This is a genomic window from Elusimicrobium simillimum, from assembly GCF_049639735.1.
In the GTDB taxonomy this organism is placed as follows: domain Bacteria; phylum Elusimicrobiota; class Elusimicrobia; order Elusimicrobiales; family Elusimicrobiaceae; genus Elusimicrobium; species Elusimicrobium simillimum.
In genome coordinates this window covers 1,271,811-1,290,987 of sequence record NZ_JBEVVA010000003.1, presented here as the reverse complement: position 1 = coordinate 1,290,987, position 19,177 = coordinate 1,271,811, and the positions used below count along the sequence as shown (strand labels likewise).

Sequence of the window (19,177 nt, the reverse complement as noted above, 5' to 3'; positions counted from 1 at the left end):
GTATTTACCCAGAGTATAGGCCTATACAAGAATGGCAAGGGGCAAAACCACAAAAACTCTCGTCGGAATATTTATTAAAAAATACAAAAGGGGCACACTTTTAAGTGTGCCCCTTTAAAATGGTGCTTTTAATAGGAATCGAACTTATATCCCCAGGAGCAATGCCCCTCTTCAGAGGGGTATTAAATTTCTCATTCTGCCATACACATTTAGCCTTACTTTGGGGAGAAAGTCAAGGTGCTTTTTGTGAAACACCTTGACTAATATATGCCTTATTTATATTGTTCCTCCGTCACAGGTTCAAGCCAGACGGCTTTATTGTTTGGAACATTGGTTTCTATGGATATATGCGTAAACCAAGTGTTTGGCGCGGCGCCGTGCCAGTGTTCAATATCTGGCGCAATGCGCACGGTGTCGCCTTTCTTTAATATTCTTATGTCTTTGCCGCGTTCCTGATAGCGGCCTTCACCGGCGGTAACTAAAAGGATTTGCCCGCCGGAATGTTTGTGCCAGTTTGTTCTTGCGCACGGTTCAAATGTTACATTGCCTATTGGGGCGTTAAAAACATCATCATTGGCGTTTAGCATATTAAGATATGTCTGCCCGGTAAAAAATTTGCCGTAAGGGTTTTCTTCCCCGCGAGCAAAAATAGTATCAAGTTTTTCTTTGTTTGTGTTTTTGGCCAAAGATATTGCGGCTTGTATTTTTGCGTCTGAAATTCCGATATTTTTAGACATATTAATATGTGAGTTTAATTGCGGTTGTGCCCCTTCTAAAACAGAAAGCATGGCAAGCGTGGCAAGTTCTCTGTCCTGATGAGACAATACCCCGCGCCCGAAAATATCTGCAAACAAATGCTCTTTAAGAAACATATCTATGGCAGGCGCAAAATCCATCGCGCCGCCTTTAACTTCCGCGCCAACAAGCTCTGTTTGCACTTTGGCTCCGTAAGCGCGTTTGTCCGTGCCGGCCGGCAGGAATTTGCCCGCTTCGCCTTCGGTGTCTTTAATGCTTTTTGCCTGACGTCTTTTTAATACATCCATAAAAGCGCCGATTGCGTTTAAGCTGCGCGGAAAGCCCGCGTACGCATAGACTTGTACTAAAACTTCTTTTATTTCATTAACTGTTAATCCGTTATCCAAAGCGCTATTTAATGCAGGTGCCACTTCCGCCATATTGCCCGCAGCGCTGAATGCCGCGATATTTACTATGGCTGCTTCTCTTTTGCTTAGTAAGTTTGATTCTTGTGTCATGTTTTTATCCCCTTTTGTACAGCAGAAATTTAGACATACAACAACAAATACTGCCGATATAAGTATTAATGCTGCCGTAAAAATATACTTTTTTTGCATTTTTCCCTCCTTTTTAATATGTATGTTTATATTCTACAACTTAGAGTTAACTCTAAGTCAATAGTAATTTGGGAAAATGTGTGTGGAGGTAAAGAGTGGAAATTGTTATACGGCCAAGTCTTCTCTTTCGCAGGCACGGGGTTCTTGGTGCTGGCGTCTTAACAGTGACATTCCGAAGGTAATCACCCCGACGCGGCCTATAATCATTGTAAATATTATTATAATTTTGCCCAAAACGCTTAAGTCTTCTGTTATACCTCTGCTAAGGCCAACGGTACCTAATGCGGACGCCGCTTCAAACAACAGGTCGGCAAGAGTTGCCTTTTCCGTGCAGGCCAGTAAAAAAACGCTTACAAATAAAACCAGTACATAAAATATAAATGTTGACGTGGCTATATAAAGCCTGACTAAAGGGATTCTTCTGCCCAAAAATGTAATTTGCTCGCTTCCTTTAATTCTGTTATACACAACCGCCATTACCGCCGTAACTGCAGTGGTTTTTATACCGCCGCCTGTGCCGGAGGGGGAAGCGCCTATACACATTAAAACAATTAAAATTAAAACAGAAGCAAGCGACATCGTTTGCATAGAAGTTGTGTTAAACCCAACGGTAGTCATTGCAGACATTGTTTGAAAAAATGACTCAGCCAAATTAATATTATTTGTTATATATATGAAAAACGTGCCAAATACAAGCATTATAGAAGTGGCAAATAATATTATTTTTGTGGTATAGGAAATAGCAGTTGTTTTTCTTGTTACTCTGTTAAATAAATCTGTCACTACAATAAAGCCTATTGCCCCGCAAAGAGATAATATGGAAATAACAATGTTTATTGTTTTGCTGTCGGCAAAACTTTCCAAACTGTTTGGAAAAAGGCTAAACCCCGCCGTACAAAAAGCGGATATACTGTGAAAAACGCCATAATACAAAGACTGCCAAAAACCATAGCCGTGGTGGTTAAAATAATTAAATAAAAAAACCGCGCCTGTAATTTCAACAAGTAGGGTAAAAGTAACAACGGCCTTTAAAAAATCTTTTAACCGCAGGTTGTTTGGTAAACTGAATTCAACGTTTAAAACTTCTTTGTGGCGGTGCGCTATTCTTTGGGAAAGAGAAAGATGTAAAAATGATGTTATTGTCATGTAGCCTATGCCGCAGGCTTGTATTATAAGCAGAACAACAACTTTGCCAAAAAATGTGTAGGAGTTTGCAAAGTTTACGGAGTTAAGCCCCGTGGTTGTAACAGCAGAGGCCGATGTAAACAAGTTGTCCAGCAAAGAAACGCCGTTATTTGAAATAAAAGGAATTGAAAGTAAAACCCAGCCTATTATTGTATAGAGAAAAACCGTAAACGTCAGGTTTTGATAAGGTGAAAGATGGAGAAGGAAAACCAAATATTTTTTTAAATTACCTTTTAAAAAGTTTTTTAACCTGCTACTCGGGGGCTCATCAGAATTACTGTTTATTTTCATACTAACATTATAACAATATTAAAGGTTTATAACCAAGATAGTACTGTTTTGCTATTCTTTATATATAAACTCAAAATATTTTGTGATACTTTTTTAAAAACTGCATACTAATAGCGGAGAGGCTATGTTAAACTTCGATAAAATTTATGATGAGTACTATGATATTGTGTTCTCTTATATAATAGCAAGGGTTAGAGATGAATCCTTGGCGGAAGACCTTGCCGCAGGTTTATGGCGGCGGGTTTTTGAAAAACTGCATTCCTACGATGACTCCAAAGGGATAATGCGCCAATGGCTGTTTGGTATCGCCAGAAACGAGATTAATATGCACTACCGCTTATATTATGTGAAGAAATTCCTTTCTCTTACTGATTTTGAGGAATCAACCCCTTCAAATGAAAAAGAGCCGGCCGCGCAAGCGGAAGAAAGTGAGCTTAACGCAAAACTGCTTAATGCAATGGCAGAACTTAAAAGTAAAGAAAGAGATATAATAGCGCTTAAATTTTATTCAGGTTTAAATAACCGAGAAATTGCTTCTCTGATAAATATCGGTGAGTCTAACGTCGGTACTATAGTAAATAGAGCGATAGCAAAATTAAGATTTTTGCTGGAGGAAGTATGAAAAATAAAGATAAAGAAATAATAAAACAATATCAGGACTCAAGGTTTGATTCTGACCCGGGCAGAAAAGGCAGAATATACGCTAAGGCCACCGCGCCAAAACGTGGGGGCAACTTTAAATGGGCGTATGCCACAGGCGCGTCATTTGTGTTGTTGTTTGGTTTTTTTGTCGGCGTTTACAGCGACAGAATATTTTCTTCCAAAACCCAAAGCGGTATTATTTGCTCCGTTATAGAAACCGATAAGCAAAATATTATTGTATCTGCTGCGGAGCCTCAAACACCTTCTACCCAAGATTTAACGGAAGAAGACTGCGCCGAAGTTAATACAAAATATCTGCTTGCGCGGGCCGCAGGAGAGCAAAGTATACTTCTTGCAAGGGCAAAAAACTGTCCCACAGCGTCCGAGCCTATAAGCAGCTATGACAGTAAAATTATAGCCGCCCTGGAGCGTGAAATGACGATGTATTCCAAGGATATTTTTTCTGAGCAGGATATGAATAAATTGCGTGTCTGCACTGATAAGTACAAGCCAAAAGTAGAGCCGCTGTTTTTATATAAAGTTGCTTGCTAAGAAGTAAAATAAACTAAAAATTGAGTATAGGAGATAATATGATAAAAAAATTTATTTTTATCAGCATGGCGGCGCTTTGTCTTATTTTGCCTTGTATGGCGCAAGATAATGCGGCCTTTGCTGAGCAGGAGAAAATAGATGTAGTGTTCTTTACATCACCTTATTGCGGATATTGCAAAAGATGTATGGCGGAGTTTATTCCAAGCTTTATAGAAGCAAACAAGGACCGAATAAACTTTATAGAGCACAATATCTTTGAAGAAGGCAAAAATGGCATATTTTATGACGCTGTGAAAGAGTACAAGCAACAGTCCTCAGGTGTGCCTGCTATGGTTATAGGGGACCATTACTTTTTAGGCTATCCTTACCAAATAGGTAATACCGCGCAAATGGCTTTAGACGATGCTATAGCAAAAGGCCAAAAGACAAGAGTAAGAAAACTCGCCATTGCCGCACCTGAGCCCCAACAAGAACCTGTAAAAAAAGAGCTTACCCCCGCAAAGAAAACTACTGTGGCTAAAGTTGAAAAAAAGGCTGAGCCTAAAAAGGAAATAAAGAAAGAGGAGCCTCTGCCCGTTGCGCCCAAAGAGGAAATTATAATACACGAAGACTCTTCTCAAAATGTTTCGCCGTTGGAATCTGTTAAAGAAAATGGGCCTTCAACAACAAAAAGTATCTTTGAAAGTATCACGCTGTGGGCGATTGTAGGCGCGGGCCTTGTGGACGGCATAAATCCGTGCGCATTTGCCGTTATAGTATTTTTTATATCTTTCCTTGCGGTTTACAAATATGAAAAGCGGGAAATTCTCATTGTAGGTATATGCTACTGCGCTTCAGTCTTTGTAGCATATATTTTGATGGGGCTTGGCCTGTTTAATTTCTTATATGCTATGGGCTCTTTTTATTATGTTATTGTAGCTTTTAAGTGGCTTACTATTATTTTGTGCGGCATCTTTTTCTTGCTTAGCGTTTATGATTTATTAGCCTATAAGATAACAGGCCGTGCGGACAAAATAATATTGCAACTGCCCAAAAGTTATAAAGAATATATCCACAAAGTAATGCGCTTTTTCCTTAAAGACAAAGAAAAAAGCACTCCGCGCCTTATAATGGCCTCCGTCGCTGTTGGTTTTGTAGTCTCTTTAGTAGAGGCTGTCTGCACAGGGCAGGTATATTTACCTACAATAGTGTTGATACTAAAAGAGGCGGACGCTCATTTTTGGCGTGCAGTTGCATATTTGTTGATTTACAACTTAATGTTTATAGTGCCGCTGATAGTAGTATTTGTGCTTACGCTGCTTGGTTATGAGTCCAAAGGTTTTAACGATTTTCTAAAAAAACACTTGGCCTTAACTAAGTTGCTGCTTGCAATGGTGTTTTTAGTATTGTTGGTCCTATTGCTAATGGCTATGTAGGAGACAGGAGTAAACATATTTAGAAGTAAATCCCCGGGCTTAACCCCGGGGATTTACTATTTAGCCATTTTGGTAAGAATTTTTGTTTTAGCCTCAATATCTTTTTTAACTTCATCTCTATATTTTTTCTTTTTATGTACAGCTTCAAGCCCTTCTTTTTGTGCCGTAGAGTAGTACCATATCTTAAAATTTATTTTATCTAAATGCTTTTGTAAGGTTTTTATTTGCTCTTCCACCTCTTGTTTCTGTTCTTTAAACAAGTTTAGGCGTTTGTCTACGCTGCGCTGGCCTTGCATGCACAGGTCGATAAACTCTTTTATTTTTTTTACGGGCATACCTGTTTCTTTAAGACAGGTAATTATGGAAAGCCACTCAAAATCGCTCTCTTTAAAATTGCGAATTCCGCTTTCAGTTCTGTCTACAAAAGGCAAAAGCCCTTCTTTATCATAATATCGCAGTGTATGTGTTGACACACCGTATCTCTCAGCTACCTGGGCTATAGTATATTGCATAAATTCCTCCGATTAAACAAATTGTAGCATAAATTTAAAACAGGGCTTGACTTAGAGTTAACTCTAAGGTTTATACTATTATTATATAAACAAAAAGGAGAATGTTATGAAAATAATGGCTGTAACAATTGTAGTCTGTCTGCTTGCCGCTGTAGCGGCATGGAAGTTCTGCCAAAATAAGAGCTGGGATAAAGTATTTGCAAAAAGTGATAAAGTGGATGTCAAAAAAGTCAGCTTTAAAAACCGCTACGGTGTGGAACTTGCGGGTAATATATACATACCTAAAAATAAAGAAAGCAGGCCTTTGGCGGCGATTGCCGTATCAGGCCCGTTTGGCGCAGTTAAAGAGCAGGCGTCCGGGTTGTATGCCCAAACAATGGCTGAAAAAGGATTTATTACCTTGGCATTTGACCCGTCTTTTACGGGGGAAAGTAAAGGAAGTCCGCGTCATGTCGCCTCTCCCGATATAAACAGTGAGGATTTCAGCGCGGCTGTAGATTTTTTAAGCATTCAGCCTGATGTTAATCCTGATAAAATTGCTATTATCGGCATTTGCGGTTTTGGCGGAATGGGATTAAACGCAGCGGCTATGGATACAAGGATCAAGGCAACGGTTACTTCCACTATGTATGATATGAGCCGCGTTAACGCAAACGGTTATTTTGACGCTATGGACGGGGAAGAGCGTTATAAACTGCGCCAAACTCTTAATGCCCAGCGCACTAAAGACGCTAAAAACGGAACCTATGCTGTAGCGGCAGGACTGCCTGACAGTCTAACCGGGGATGAGCCCCAGTTTGTTAAAGACTATTTTGGTTACTATAAAACAAAACGCGGCTATCACAAACGTTCAATCAACTCAACCTCCGGGTGGAACATGACATCTGCTCTTTCTTTTATTAATATGCCTATTTTGTCTTATTCTGGGGAGATTAAAAACGCTGTTCTTCTTATTCACGGAGAGCAGGCTCACAGCCGTTATTTCAGCGAGGATGCATTCAAAAAGCTGCAAGGTGATAATAAAGAGCTTTTGATTATTCCAAATGCAAATCATGTGGATTTATATGACGGTATGGATAAAATCCCATTTGACAAAATTGAAGAATTTTTTAATAAAAATCTGAAATAATTGCTTATGAAAAAATTATATCTGCTTACTACAATATTTGTCTGCGCGCTCCTTGCATGTCAAGGAGCGGCCGCAGATACAAGCGGAGGAGAAATGCAAATAAAATTTATTTTGGGAGAAAATGTTCTGAGCGCTGCCATGAATAATACTAAAACTGCTCGGGATTTTTTAGCATTATTACCCCAAGAGGTGACATTAACGGATTATGCCCAAAAAGAAAAGATATTCAATCTGCCAAGCCGCCTCTCTACTGAAGGGGCGCCGTCCGGTGCAAAACCAAAAGCGGGTGATATTGCATATTATGCCCCCTGGGGAAATATAGCGATATTTTATAAAGACGCGCCTTATGCAGACGGGCTTATTATTGGTCATGTTGCAAACGGTTTGAATAAATTTGAAAAAGCAGAAAATGATTTTACGATACGAATTGAAAGGGTTGAAAATAATTAAAAAGGAGGTTGTAGGTAAATATTTTCAAAAAAATAGAACTTGACTCCTTGGTGTTTATAGTGTATAGTTGTGTTATAGGCAAACTATACATCTATTTAGGAATTTTTTATGAACTGGATTTTAGAGAATATTATTAAGAAGAACAAACAGTTGAACAAAATATTGCGCAACCCGCAGGCCAAAGAAGAACTTAAAAAATGGCTTCTTACTGAACTTGCCTATACCTCAAACCATATTGAAGGTAATACTTTAACGCGCCATGAAACCGAAATGGCAATTACTAAAGGTATTACTACTGCCGAAAAGCCGATAAAGGATTATATGGAGGCCACTAACCATGCTGATGCTTTTAAGCTGGTTTTAGAGCTTGCATGTAAAAAAGAGGATATAATTGAAAATGATATCCTGAAAATCCACAAAGAAGTATTAAAAGGCATAAATGAAGAATATGCCGGCAGGCATAGAACTGTGCGTGTTAGAATATCAGGCTCAACAGTAGTTATGCCTAATCCATTGAAGGTGCCTGATTTAATGAAAGAGTTTGTTAAATATATAAACTCTAAGGAAATATCTGTGCCTCAGATGGCCTTGGAAGCACATTTCAAGTTTGTATCTATCCACCCGTTTATCGATGGTAACGGGCGTGTAGGTAGATTGCTTATGAACTTGATACTTTTGAAGGGCGGCTACTGGCCTATAATTATCAGACCTAGAGATAGGAAACAATATGTCAACTCTATTGAAAAAGGCCAGCTAACGGAAAGTTTGGAGCAATATAATAGCTTTATGTTCAAGGCTTTTGAACGCACGATAGATACTTACATTGATATGTTTGATAACAGTAAGCCTGACATACAGCATAATAAACTTATGAAGATAAGCCAATTTGCCAAAGCGGCGGGAGTGCCTGTTTCAACAATTCGCTATTACCTGCGTGCTGGTAAATTGAAGCCTGTATCAAAGACACAAGGCGATTATATGTTGTTCTCATCTGAACAAATCAGCGCAATAAAAAAGAAATAATATTTTTTAATAGCGAAAAACAGCGGTTTAACTTATGGTTAAACCGCTGTTTTTACGTTAGGGATAGAAGTTCGATTCCTGTTGTGTCAAAATCGCATTTAGTGTACAGTTGCTAATATAGTCAACTGTGAACAAGTTGTGACTCTGCGAAATTGGGCAAGGTATAGGTTCGACGATAAAAGGGCGTATTTTTCCCCTTGTATAAGCGATACAAAACGGAGACTCTGATTTTTTAGACGAAACGTCGACGAGGGATATTTTAAGACAAACAAAAAACGTCGTCGGTATACCGACGACGTTTTAGATGGTGCTTTTAACAGGAATCGAACTTGTATCCTCAGGATCAATGCCCCTCGTCCGAGGGGTTTTAAATTTTTCATTCTACCATACACATTTAGCCTTACTTTGGGCAGGAAGTCAAGTCTATTTTACTAAGACTTGATTAGCGGGGAAATATAGTTTATAGTTAATGTGCGAGAAATTAATGAATGTCAAAAGGCTAAAGGCCTATAATTTTGTATAAAATTAATATATATTTAGTATTTCTTTGAGGGGTATATGAAAAAAATATCTTTGTTTGTTTTTAGTTTGTTTATCTTAGCATCTTCTTTGTTTGCCCAAACATCATCTGTTGATATTGCTATAAAGGATATTCAAGAGAATTTGTCTAATAAGCAGTATGAATCTGCATATAGGAAACTGCAAAAAATTTCTAATCCTAAAGATGCAATAGAGGCGGCTAAGTTAAATTTGTTTAAAATGGATTTTTATTTGGAAATTCTAAAAAGTTATGACTATAAAGAAGACTGGATTGCTAATGAAGATGAGAAAAATAATCTATTTGTTCCAATAAAAGAGAATGCTATTAAAGAAGAAGTGGAAGATACTACTATAAAAGCCGGTCTAACCAATTCACAGAAACCTCCTTTCTTATTTATTGATAAAAATAATGCAGAAGCGGAGTTTGAAATTGCGTTTAATAATATTTGGAAAAATAAAGAAACGTTAAGAAATGTACCGGCAAGTAAGGTTAGGTTTGTTGTGCCTTCGGATAATGATATTTCTAAAAAATCATTACAATATGTTTTGAACGCTGCGGTATATGTATGGGGAATGCGCGAATCTTTAGGAAATTACGATAATTTGGTTAGGATAAATGATTCCTCTTATGCTCCTAAATTTACAAAAGAACTCTCCTTTGATAAAAAATTATATGTATTAGACTATATGCTACATTCAGCAACAGATGATGAAATGGATTATTTTGGTGTTGAAAGAGTTTTACTCTCTCTCAAATATGATAACCCTCTTGAAAATAATTCGAACTTAAAAGAAATTATAAAACAAGAGTATAAAGATATAGCAGATTCGTTACTTGCAGCAAGGGATTCGGGCAGAATAAATTTTAATAAAGACAATATTGGCTTCTCTGTAAATAAAGCTGAGCTGATTTTTAAATATTTGCCTCTTCTTTCAAAAGCGAAATCTATTAGCAGCAAAGATAAGATACTAATTTGTAAAGATCTTGTGGATAGTTATGGGGATATCTCTGAACTTTATGGTTGCAAAAGTATAATTTATGATAATTTTAGGCCATATGTTCATATGGGCGCAATGGCTACTATGGAACAAAAACCTAATGTTCCTTTTGATGTTAAGTTTTCCTCTAATAGAAGAACAAAGTTACAGCTCTATAAAATTAACCTTGGAGTGGGAGTTAATCCATATTCTTTCACCAAAAGAAATGATAAGTATGTTTCTGGTATTTTATCTAACGGAGGATATGGGCAACCTGTCAGAGAGTGGTATTATGAGCCTGAGGAGGATGAAAGTGCCTCTAAATCTGAAATTACTATAGATCCGATAACTGATAAAGGATTTTATTATCTTAAAGCTGTAACGGTGGACTATATAGAAGAAGAAAAAGAGTTTATCAAAAAATATATTCTTCCTATTTGTGAAAAAACAGAAAAAGATGATGATTCCTTTTTAGGAGATTATAGATATAGAAATTGTCTTACCACAAACCGCAGTGTCCTCAATGAACAACCACAGAGTGGCATTTATATAAACATTACAGACATAGCGTTAATTGTAACAAGCGGTATAAATATGTCTGTACAAGATGCATATAGCGCTTATGTTAAGGAAGAAAATCCTGAACCGGGAATTTTTACTATTTACCCTTTAGATATTGCAACAGGTTCTCTTTTAAATGAGGGGACTTTAAAATACGAACTTTCAAATCCATCTGAGAATGGGAAAAAACAAATTAAAGATCTTGATAAAATGCCTTTTGAAGTTAAGCTTCCGTTAAACACTCTTAAAGATGGGGTATCTTTACTTCCCGAAGTGGAGAAAGACGGGGCGCATGCACTGATATCTCACCCTATAAAGTTTAGTTATAGAAACCCTTTTAACAGATACCTTATTTCAGTATTGAAAGATAAGCCCATATATAAGCAAAATGATGAACTTAAGGTAAGGCTTAAAGTATTGGAAAAAACTCTTAACGGGTTAAAAGCACCTATATCAGATGATAAGTTAAAAGTCCAGTTACTTAAAGGTTGGAGTAATATTAAAGATGAAAAAGAGCTTTCTTTAAATGAATTTGGCTCGGCTAACGCAACCTTCTTATTGGATGATATGGGGGAGTATACATTAAGGATATTTTATGGAGACAGCAATATTTATGAGCGTATTGAAGTCAAACCATATCAAGTTTCTGATTTTTATGTGCAGATAGATGATTATAAAAAGGTTCCACTCCTGAATGGCAATATTACACTAAACGGAAATATAAAGGATTATAACGGACGCCAAGTACCGGACAGCAAGGTTTCTTATAGTATTTATGTAAGAGACTATGAGTTGAATGCGCATATGTACCCTAATAGATTTCAGTTGGTAAGTACTGGTACTGCAGAGGTTAATAGGAAATCGGAATTTAAAATTGATTTTAAAACAGTTGTTGTTCCTGAGGAGTGGTACCGTAAAGGAAAAGAAAAAGATTATTCCTTTAACCAAGCCGGGCGCATTATGGAATATAAAATAGAAACCCGCGCCGAAAATGATCTTTTTGGAGAGGCGACAGGCGAAAAATATATCCTTGCCAGTGATAGAGCCACATTTTTTAATCTTAACTATGATAAAAATTATTATAAAAAAGGCGATGATATTGAGTTTGTTTTATCTGCCGCTACAGTAAATGATCTGTCGTATGACATTGTTGCTAAAACTACTGTTTCAAGGCTTGAAAATATACCCGAGCAAGTATCCGGTGATACTGACGGTGATTTGCAAAAACTATTTGCCTCAGCCAAAGCAGTTGAGGAAATTTACAGCAAGAAGGTAAAATTCAAAAACGGGAAATACTTTAAATTAAATTTAAAAAATATTAAAAGCGGTATTTATAGGCTTAAAGTGGAGGCAGGTAAAGATATATCCGAACATATTTTTATAGTAATTGATCCTGATAACATGAAAGATATATACTTACCTTCAATAACTATTCCTGAATATAATAACTACACATCAGGTCAGGAGGTGGAAATTTTGTTAGGTAGTAGTTTTGTTTCTGGGGATATCTTTGTTGGGCTGATGCAGGCGGATTTTAAGGAGGAGTTTCTTACTTTAAAAGCAAAGGGGCTTTATTTGGCCAAATTTAAGAAAGATGTAAATTATAAATCTGATTACTCCTTAAATTGGTTTTCTGTAAATGATTATAAAATATATAAATCTTCCGGCTGGTTTACTGTAGAAAAACCTAAAAGGAACGTTAACCTTGAACTTAACCTCTTCAGTAATTATATGCCTGGGGGAGTTGTAAATGGTGAAGTATTTGTTGAGGAAGGTCCTTTGCCGGCAGATGGTGAAATGTTGATACGAGTTTATAATACTGATTTAGATAGGATTTCTTCGGTAAACATGCACGAAAAACATGATGTGTCATTATCTCCAATGAGGTATTTTGGAAATGGATACAGAACCTCTTTCTCATATGAAAATAAAGAAGATTTTAATTTGCCTGAATCTTTGTATTTTTACGACTATCCTAAGAGAGAGAATATTTCCTTATATCTCAATGCCGTAAACTTTGCAAGAGATTTCTATATTAAAAAGAAAGAAGATCCAGTTTTGCATTATAGTATGGCTGGACCTGCAGACTCAGAAAGTTTCAGCCGAAGAAAAGATTCTGATATGTCAGATTCAAATTATTCCTCTAAGAAAAAATTTTCTTACGGCGGCCTTTTGAAAGATAGTGTAAAGGATTCTATTACTTTTTATCCTGACCTTAAAACAACAGCAGGTAAAGCATATTTTTCTTTTGAATTGCCGAATGCTACAGCAAATTGGAAAATTTTAGCTGACTTTGCTGATGCCTCGGACAACACAGGGTATACCTCTTCTGAATTCGGAGTTGTTAAGGAATTGAGTTTTGATATTATTTCTCCATTATTTTTACGAATGGGAGATATAGGCAGCATTATGGTGCCGATTACTAATAATACTGAGAAGTCTTTATTGGTAGAACTTCTTTTGGAGCAGAAGACAAAGGCTGGCTATCAACAAATTTTAAAACAGCAATACTCAATTAAAGCAAAATCTTCTCAAGTAATTCCGTACTCAATTATAGCGAATACAGAGGAAGATTTAGAATTTAGGGCTACTATAATAAAAGATAAATTCCAAGAGGTTGTAACTAGGATTATTCCTGTTAAGTCTAACGAGATAACAATTGTTAATACAATAGTTCAATCTATTGCACCTGGTAAAAACACTATATCCACGGAATTACTAGAAGGAATTGAAAAAATATATTTAGACCTTGATTTTAATATATTGGAACCTGGACTGAATAATATAAAAGAGGGCTACCGCTCTGATGAAGAAAAGGTAGATGGATATATGGATACTTATATTAAAGCGGTGTTATTGGAGTATGTATATAATAATAATCCAGATATATATGCTAAAAACCAACTTGCAAGAAAAGAATCGGAAAAAAATTGGAGAGACGAATATACCCCGAAAAATTATCTTGGTCCTTTAGCAACTAAAGCAGAACTTAAAGAAATGAAAGAAGCGGCTTATTCCAAATTTAACGATAAGGTAAAGGGGGCCAGCATCTATTATTCTTTTAGTGAAAGATATCCTCTATTGCTGACAAAAACTTATAAAATAACCGAAGATAAGCGACTTCTAGAGATGAAAGACAAGCTATATCCGATTTTAGCTAAAAATGCGTTCTATGAGACCCAAAGATTAAAGGATAAAGAGAATGGAAAGAAATTTAAATATGACTCTCCTAATGTATCAAAGGTTATATTAAAACAATATCCATTATTATCATATGATAAGAAGAGACTAAATGAAAAGATTGAATCTTATGGCTCGGATGTTTCTAAAGGTACTTTTTTTACAGGGCATGAATTAATTGAATATCTGTATAAATATATGGATTCTTATGAGGGGGAAGTAAATCCTTATGAAAATGCCTATCTTGCCTATTTCTATCATATGAAAGGAGATAGGAAGATGACTCTTCATTATCTTGATAAATTTTCAAAATATATCAAAAAAGATTATTTCCTTGGTGATCATATTGAGGAAAATTATAATAAAATGAAGTCCAGTATTTTAGACAGGTCTCCAGAGGTAACATCAATCTTGTTAATAGATATTTTGAGTTCTTTAGGAGGGGAATATATAGAGGAGTCCGCCAATATCGTTCGCAGTATAGTATTAAGGCCAAAATTGAGTTTTATGCATGATGACGAAGCGCTTGCTGCTCTTATTGTAATATTAGAGCAGTCTAAAGTTAAAAATTTTAATTCTGGTAAAATAGAATTTAGCGTTAATGGCGAAGAACTTAAGAACTTTTCTTTGGAGGGTGATGACAAATATCACTTTGAAGAGATTGAGCTTCAAGAGAGTATAAATAAAGCACAGATAGATATTCTGAACCTTTCTAAGAATCCTTTAGGCAGAGCATATTTGTCTTATTTGGATAATCCGCAAAACATTGAGGCAAAAAGTAGCGACGTTTTTAATATTAAAAGAGTGTACTATAGACGCTATTTAGAAGGGGCCAATTACAAACTTAAAGAGTTCTCCAAAGATGATGTGATTTCCTTAGATGAAGAATTGGAGATGCATATTGTTATAGCAACACCTTTTAGAATAAGAAATATGATCGTTGAAATACCCCGGATATCTTCTTTTGATTATAAAGAGGAAGATATTGGCTATAGCATAGATAAGGATTATAGTGCTCCTGATAAAATTGTTTTAAATATTAAGGGCGATATTAACGGAGAAAAGACTATAAAATATATTTTAAAACCATCTATGGCGGGAAATTTTAGCTCTCCGTCAATATCTTTAACTTTAGAAGCGCTACCTATGGTAATGTTGTCCACAAACGATAAAGGAGTTTTTACTGTTCAAGGTAAATAGTTCTTTTAGATTTTAGAATAGAGTGTCAGTTTGTAATATAGCAGGATATTCATGGCAAATTTTACCTTGTAAAAGGTTGCCGCTATTGTGTTTGTTAAATCCGCTCCATTGCTCAAAAAAGAAAGGTATGCTTTGTTCTGAGCATTGTTGTTTTATATTCAAAACCCATTCTTCCTGCATTGGCCTAGCATAGCGGCCGCTTTCTCCGCCAACAATTACCCAATCTATGCCTGACAAATCAAGATTGGGTAGTGGGGAAATTAATGGTTCGAGAGATAAAAACCTCGCATTGGCGCCACACTTTTTCAGCAAATCAATTCTGTTTGTATACTTATCGCTCTCTACAGTAACACCCATTATAATATTGGGAGACCAAGGCAGTTCTTTATCCAGTTCCAACAGGCGTTCCGGGCGTTTTGTGAGGACTAGAAACTTGTGCCAGTGAGCTTTATTCATTACATCAAAAACTTTTAAAATAAATCCTTTTGAAACTTTTTCATGAAAAAGATCACTCATTGAACAAACAAAAATTGTTTTTGTTTTCTTCCATTTAAGCGGGATAGAAAGTGAGCTTGAGTGCTCTGTAACCTCAAACCCATTTTTATAATGTGTTGTCCCAAGTGTTTTAAGCCTATATGCCACACGCTCCGCATAGCAATTTTTACAGCCGTCTGATCTTTTGCTGCAACCGGTTACAGGATTCCAAGTGGCTTCAGTCCAGCCAATTTTAGAAGAGTTTGCCATGCCATATTTTACTAATATTTGTTGTTTGTTATCCCAATAAAACATTCTTTTTTATTTTTTCCGCCGCAAGCAAATCATTTAAAACAGTTTTTAGGTGGGTGCAAGATATTTTCTTAAGTGCTGCAAATGTCTTTAAATCTTTAGTGCCTTTAGCAATTTTATCAATCAAAGCATTTTTAAAGGAAGAAAGTATCTTTTTTGCTTCAATAGTTCTATTTGTTATCGGAAGATCGTATTTCGAATAATTATCTATAGAAATATCCAGGCCGTTTCCCGTATAATTCCAGAAAATATTGTTTATTGCAACCATAGATTCTTGCTGTTCGCTTATAAGAAACAAGCCATTTATTCTATTAGAATCCTTTAAAAGTATATCTCTAACCCACTTTGTTTTTAACTGTGAAGACAACTTCTTTCTTATGGATTCTGTAAAATCATAAACCGTCTTATATCTATAGCAGCCTTTTGTAGTATATGTTTCAAAAAACTCTCGCCCTTTTCCTTTAAAAGTGTAGTAATTGGAAAAGCGGAACATGTGTGCTATAGGAAAGAACAATAAAATTTCAGCATTCCCGGCATTTAAAATAGTTTTTAGGTTTTCAAGCGATATTTGGGTGTAATAAAATGTATCTAAAAAGAAAAATTTATAACTATCTGCTTCCATAGCGGGAACAATCTTTTTGATAAGCACTTCATATTTACTGCAGTAAAAGGTGATTTTTGCGTTTGGCGGAAGGTCTTCTTGCGATATACGCCATTTGAGGGTTTTAATTAAATCTTTGTTTGAATCATTAAAAATTACTTCAATTTCTAAGGTGCTACACAAAAGTTTGTTTCTCTTAAATAAATCTTTGATGATATCAATTAGGATTAAAGGACTACCGTTGTTTTTAGCGTTTTTGCCGCTGCCGCAACAGAGATCTGCAATGTAAATCTTTTTAGTCTGCGTCAGCATTCGTGATAGATAACTGCTTATATATTTTTCATAAATTAATGTTTTAAGAAACGTAACATTGCTCTGTTTCTTAAAAAACATTTTGCCGTTCATAGGAACTCCAAAGTCATTAATGACGGCTTCTCCGAATGATATTATACACACAAATATATCTAATGTCAAATAATTATAAAAATATAGAAACTGTGGGGCTTGACTCTTCGGTGTTTATAGTGTATAGTTAAATTATAGACAAACTATACATCTATTTTAGAGGTATTTATGAATTGGATTTTAGAAAATATTATTAAAAAGAATAAGCAGTTGAGCAAAATACTGCGTAATTCGCAGGCTAAAGAAGAGCTAAAAAAATGGCTTCTTACTGAACTTACCTATACCTCAAACCATATTGAAGGTAATACTTTGACGCGCCATGAAACCGAAATGGCAATTACAGAAGGTATTACTACTGCCGAAAAGCCGATAAAAGATTACATAGAGGCCACAAACCATGCTGACGCTTTTAAGTTGGTTTTAGAGCTTGCTTCTAAGAAAGAGGATATTTCGGAAAACGATATTCTCAAAATCCATAAAGAAGTTCTTAAAGGCATTAATGAAGAATATGCCGGAAGATACAGAACTGTGCGAGTAAGAATATCTGGATCAACGGTTATAATGCCTAATCCATTAAAGGTGCCTGATTTGATGGAAAAGTTTGTTAAGCATATAAACTCTAAGGATTTATCTGTGCCTGAGATGGCTTTAGATGCGCATTTTAAATTTGTATCTATCCATCCGTTTATCGATGGCAACGGGCGCGTAGGCAGATTGCTGATGAACTTAATTCTTTTAAAGGGTGGCTATTGGCCCATAATCATCAGGCCGCGTGACAGAAAGCAATATATCAATTCTATAGAAAAAGGCCAGCTAACGGAAAGTTTGGAGCAATATAATAACTTCATGTTCAAGGCTTTTGAACGCACGATAGATACTTACATTGATATGTTTGATAATAGCAAACCTGACGTGCAGCATAATAAACTTATGAAGATAAGTGAATTTGCAAAGGCGGCTGGTCTGCCTGTTTCAACGATTCGCTATTATCTGCGTGTCGGTAAGATAAAGCCTGTATCAAAAACACAGGGCGATTATATGCTGTTTTTGCCCGAACAAGTCAGTGAAATAAAAAAGAAATAATGCTTTTTAATAGTAAAAAACAGCGGTTTAACTTATGGTTAAACCGCTGTTTTTGTGTTGGGGATAGAAGTTCGATTCCTGTTATGTCAAAATCTGATTTAGTGCACAGTTGTCAATATTTAAAACCATGCACAAGTTGTGACTCTGCGAAATTGGGCAAGGTATAGATTCGACGGTAAAAAGCGATATTTTGACCCTTGCATAAGCCATACAAGACGGTGACTCTGGTTTTTTAGACGAAACGTCGACGAGGAAATTTTTGAGACAAATAAAAAACGTCGTCGGTATACCGACGACGTTTTAGATGGTGCGCCCAACAGGAATCGAACTTGTATCCCTTCCTTCGCAGGGAAGTGCACTATCCATTGTGCTATGGGCGCGTAAATCTTGAATATTTATATTTTAGCAAAATAACATAAATTTTCATAATTAATTTTAAAAAAATATGTTTTACAGAGGAGAAATATTTTTTGAGAAGAAAAACATTGCCGTATAATTAGCGCAAATCACTGTCCGGCTGTCCAAAGCGCATTCTAAACACTAACCAAATTTAGGTCTTGATTTTCCCTTTAATAATCATTACAATAATATTTAATACAATTATTATAATGTAATATATAAATATCTATCCAGTGGTGGTTAATAAAGGCGGAGGGTGCGGTATGACAGAAAGCAGCTTTATGATATTGCAGCATGTCGGGTCAATTTTTTCGGATGATAATATGGAAGAGGTCAAATTTTCCATAGACGCTTACAGGGGCTACAGATATGCCTCTATAAGAAAGTACTTAAAGTCAGACTCTTACAGCGGCGCTACAAGGGCGGGTATTACAATGACGCCTGAGATTATAAAGGGTGTTGCCAGCGCGCTTGAAAAGCTGCCCGATGACGCAACAAAAGTTGATGATATTGAGCTTGGCAAATTTGCCAAACGCCCGGGGATGAGCGTGATTGCCAGGATAAGCTCTTTTAAAGGCGCCAGAGGTTTGGATTTAAGACAATGGCAAGAAGATGATATTTATACAGGGTGGACAAAAAAGGGTATCAGGCTTCCGCTCAATAAGATGGGGGAGATTAAAAAGCTATTTAAAGATATGGTTGAATATTTCGCCCAAAAACCACAAGAGAAGAAATAGCAGTTGGGGTTGAAGTGCGTCTTAGGGTACCCTAAGCAAGACGCGAGATAAGTAGGCCAGAGTGCCTAAAGGTTGTAATATAATAGTAAAGCGCCGCGGGTTGTTTTAGCGGCGCTTTTTTAGTAGAAGAACGTTAGCTTATGTAATCACTTAAAT

14 protein-coding genes and 1 tRNA gene are annotated in these 19,177 nt (G+C 36.2%); 9 read left to right on the top strand and 6 right to left on the bottom strand.

Annotation, left to right across the window (positions count from 1 at the left end):
• Nucleotides 1-272: 272 nt before the first annotated feature.
• Nucleotides 273-1,253 carry a carboxymuconolactone decarboxylase family protein gene (locus AAIR98_RS06815; RefSeq protein ID WP_423971445.1) on the bottom strand — a complete coding sequence of 327 codons (981 nt, stop codon included), beginning with the start codon at nt 1,251-1,253 and terminating at the stop codon, nt 273-275.
• Between the two features lie 204 nt (nt 1,254-1,457).
• The gene (locus AAIR98_RS06810) at nt 1,458-2,828 is read right to left on the bottom strand and encodes a TrkH family potassium uptake protein (protein ID WP_423971444.1); all 1,371 of its coding nucleotides are present in this window, start codon (nt 2,826-2,828) and stop codon (nt 1,458-1,460) included.
• Between the two features lie 124 nt (nt 2,829-2,952).
• Between AAIR98_RS06810 and AAIR98_RS06805 the strand changes: the two genes are divergently transcribed.
• The 3 genes from AAIR98_RS06805 to AAIR98_RS06795 are packed head-to-tail and all read left to right on the top strand — an operon-like array spanning nt 2,953 to nt 5,437.
• Complete coding sequence (locus AAIR98_RS06805; protein ID WP_423971443.1) at nt 2,953-3,450, top strand: sigma-70 family RNA polymerase sigma factor; 498 nt, start codon at nt 2,953-2,955, stop codon at nt 3,448-3,450.
• Entirely contained in the window at nt 3,447-4,022 is a 576-nt protein-coding gene (locus AAIR98_RS06800) for a hypothetical protein (protein WP_423971442.1), read from the top strand. Before AAIR98_RS06805 ends, AAIR98_RS06800 begins: the two co-directional genes overlap by 4 nt.
• 38 nt (nt 4,023-4,060) lie before the next feature.
• Nucleotides 4,061-5,437 carry a hypothetical protein gene (locus AAIR98_RS06795; protein ID WP_423971441.1) on the top strand — a complete coding sequence of 459 codons (1,377 nt, stop codon included), beginning with the start codon at nt 4,061-4,063 and terminating at the stop codon, nt 5,435-5,437.
• A gap of 56 nt (nt 5,438-5,493) precedes the next feature.
• Here AAIR98_RS06795 and AAIR98_RS06790 read toward each other — a convergent pair whose 3' ends face one another.
• Nucleotides 5,494-5,949, bottom strand: coding sequence for a MerR family transcriptional regulator (locus AAIR98_RS06790; RefSeq protein ID WP_423971440.1), 456 nt, complete (start codon nt 5,947-5,949; stop codon nt 5,494-5,496).
• Between the two features lie 115 nt (nt 5,950-6,064).
• Here AAIR98_RS06790 and AAIR98_RS06785 point away from each other — a divergent pair, with 115 nt between their 5' ends.
• The 4 genes from AAIR98_RS06785 to AAIR98_RS06770 all read left to right on the top strand — a co-directional run bounded on the left by AAIR98_RS06785 (nt 6,065) and on the right by AAIR98_RS06770 (nt 15,010).
• Nucleotides 6,065-7,078 (top strand): alpha/beta hydrolase, encoded by a 1,014-nt coding sequence (locus AAIR98_RS06785; RefSeq protein WP_423972041.1) that lies wholly within the window; start codon nt 6,065-6,067, stop codon nt 7,076-7,078.
• A 93-nt stretch (nt 7,079-7,171) separates the two neighbouring features.
• Nucleotides 7,172-7,528 (top strand): cyclophilin-like fold protein, encoded by a 357-nt coding sequence (locus AAIR98_RS06780; protein WP_423971439.1) that lies wholly within the window; start codon nt 7,172-7,174, stop codon nt 7,526-7,528.
• 108 nt (nt 7,529-7,636) lie between these two features.
• Nucleotides 7,637-8,551 (top strand): Fic family protein, encoded by a 915-nt coding sequence (locus AAIR98_RS06775; RefSeq protein ID WP_423971438.1) that lies wholly within the window; start codon nt 7,637-7,639, stop codon nt 8,549-8,551.
• Nucleotides 8,552-9,109: 558 nt separating this feature from the next.
• Nucleotides 9,110-15,010 carry an alpha-2-macroglobulin family protein gene (locus AAIR98_RS06770; protein WP_423971437.1) on the top strand — a complete coding sequence of 1,967 codons (5,901 nt, stop codon included), beginning with the start codon at nt 9,110-9,112 and terminating at the stop codon, nt 15,008-15,010.
• 12 nt (nt 15,011-15,022) lie between these two features.
• On the opposite strand, the gene AAIR98_RS06765 is transcribed toward AAIR98_RS06770, so the two are convergent.
• Both AAIR98_RS06765 and tcmP read right to left on the bottom strand, forming a co-directional pair.
• Nucleotides 15,023-15,754, bottom strand: a complete 732-nt coding sequence (locus AAIR98_RS06765) for a DUF5131 family protein (RefSeq protein ID WP_423972040.1) — start codon at nt 15,752-15,754, stop codon at nt 15,023-15,025.
• 28 nt (nt 15,755-15,782) lie between these two features.
• Entirely contained in the window at nt 15,783-16,802 is a 1,020-nt protein-coding gene (gene tcmP, locus AAIR98_RS06760) for a three-Cys-motif partner protein TcmP (protein ID WP_423971436.1), read from the bottom strand.
• 168 nt (nt 16,803-16,970) lie between these two features.
• Between tcmP and AAIR98_RS06755 the strand changes: the two genes are divergently transcribed.
• The gene (locus tag AAIR98_RS06755; protein ID WP_423971435.1) at nt 16,971-17,885 is read left to right on the top strand and encodes a Fic family protein; all 915 of its coding nucleotides are present in this window, start codon (nt 16,971-16,973) and stop codon (nt 17,883-17,885) included.
• Between the two features lie 305 nt (nt 17,886-18,190).
• On the opposite strand, the gene AAIR98_RS06750 is transcribed toward AAIR98_RS06755, so the two are convergent.
• A tRNA-Arg gene (locus AAIR98_RS06750) sits at nt 18,191-18,265 on the bottom strand.
• 282 nt (nt 18,266-18,547) lie between these two features.
• Between AAIR98_RS06750 and AAIR98_RS06745 the strand changes: the two genes are divergently transcribed.
• Entirely contained in the window at nt 18,548-19,021 is a 474-nt protein-coding gene (locus AAIR98_RS06745; RefSeq protein WP_423971434.1) for a PC4/YdbC family ssDNA-binding protein, read from the top strand.
• Nucleotides 19,022-19,177: the final 156 nt, after the last annotated feature.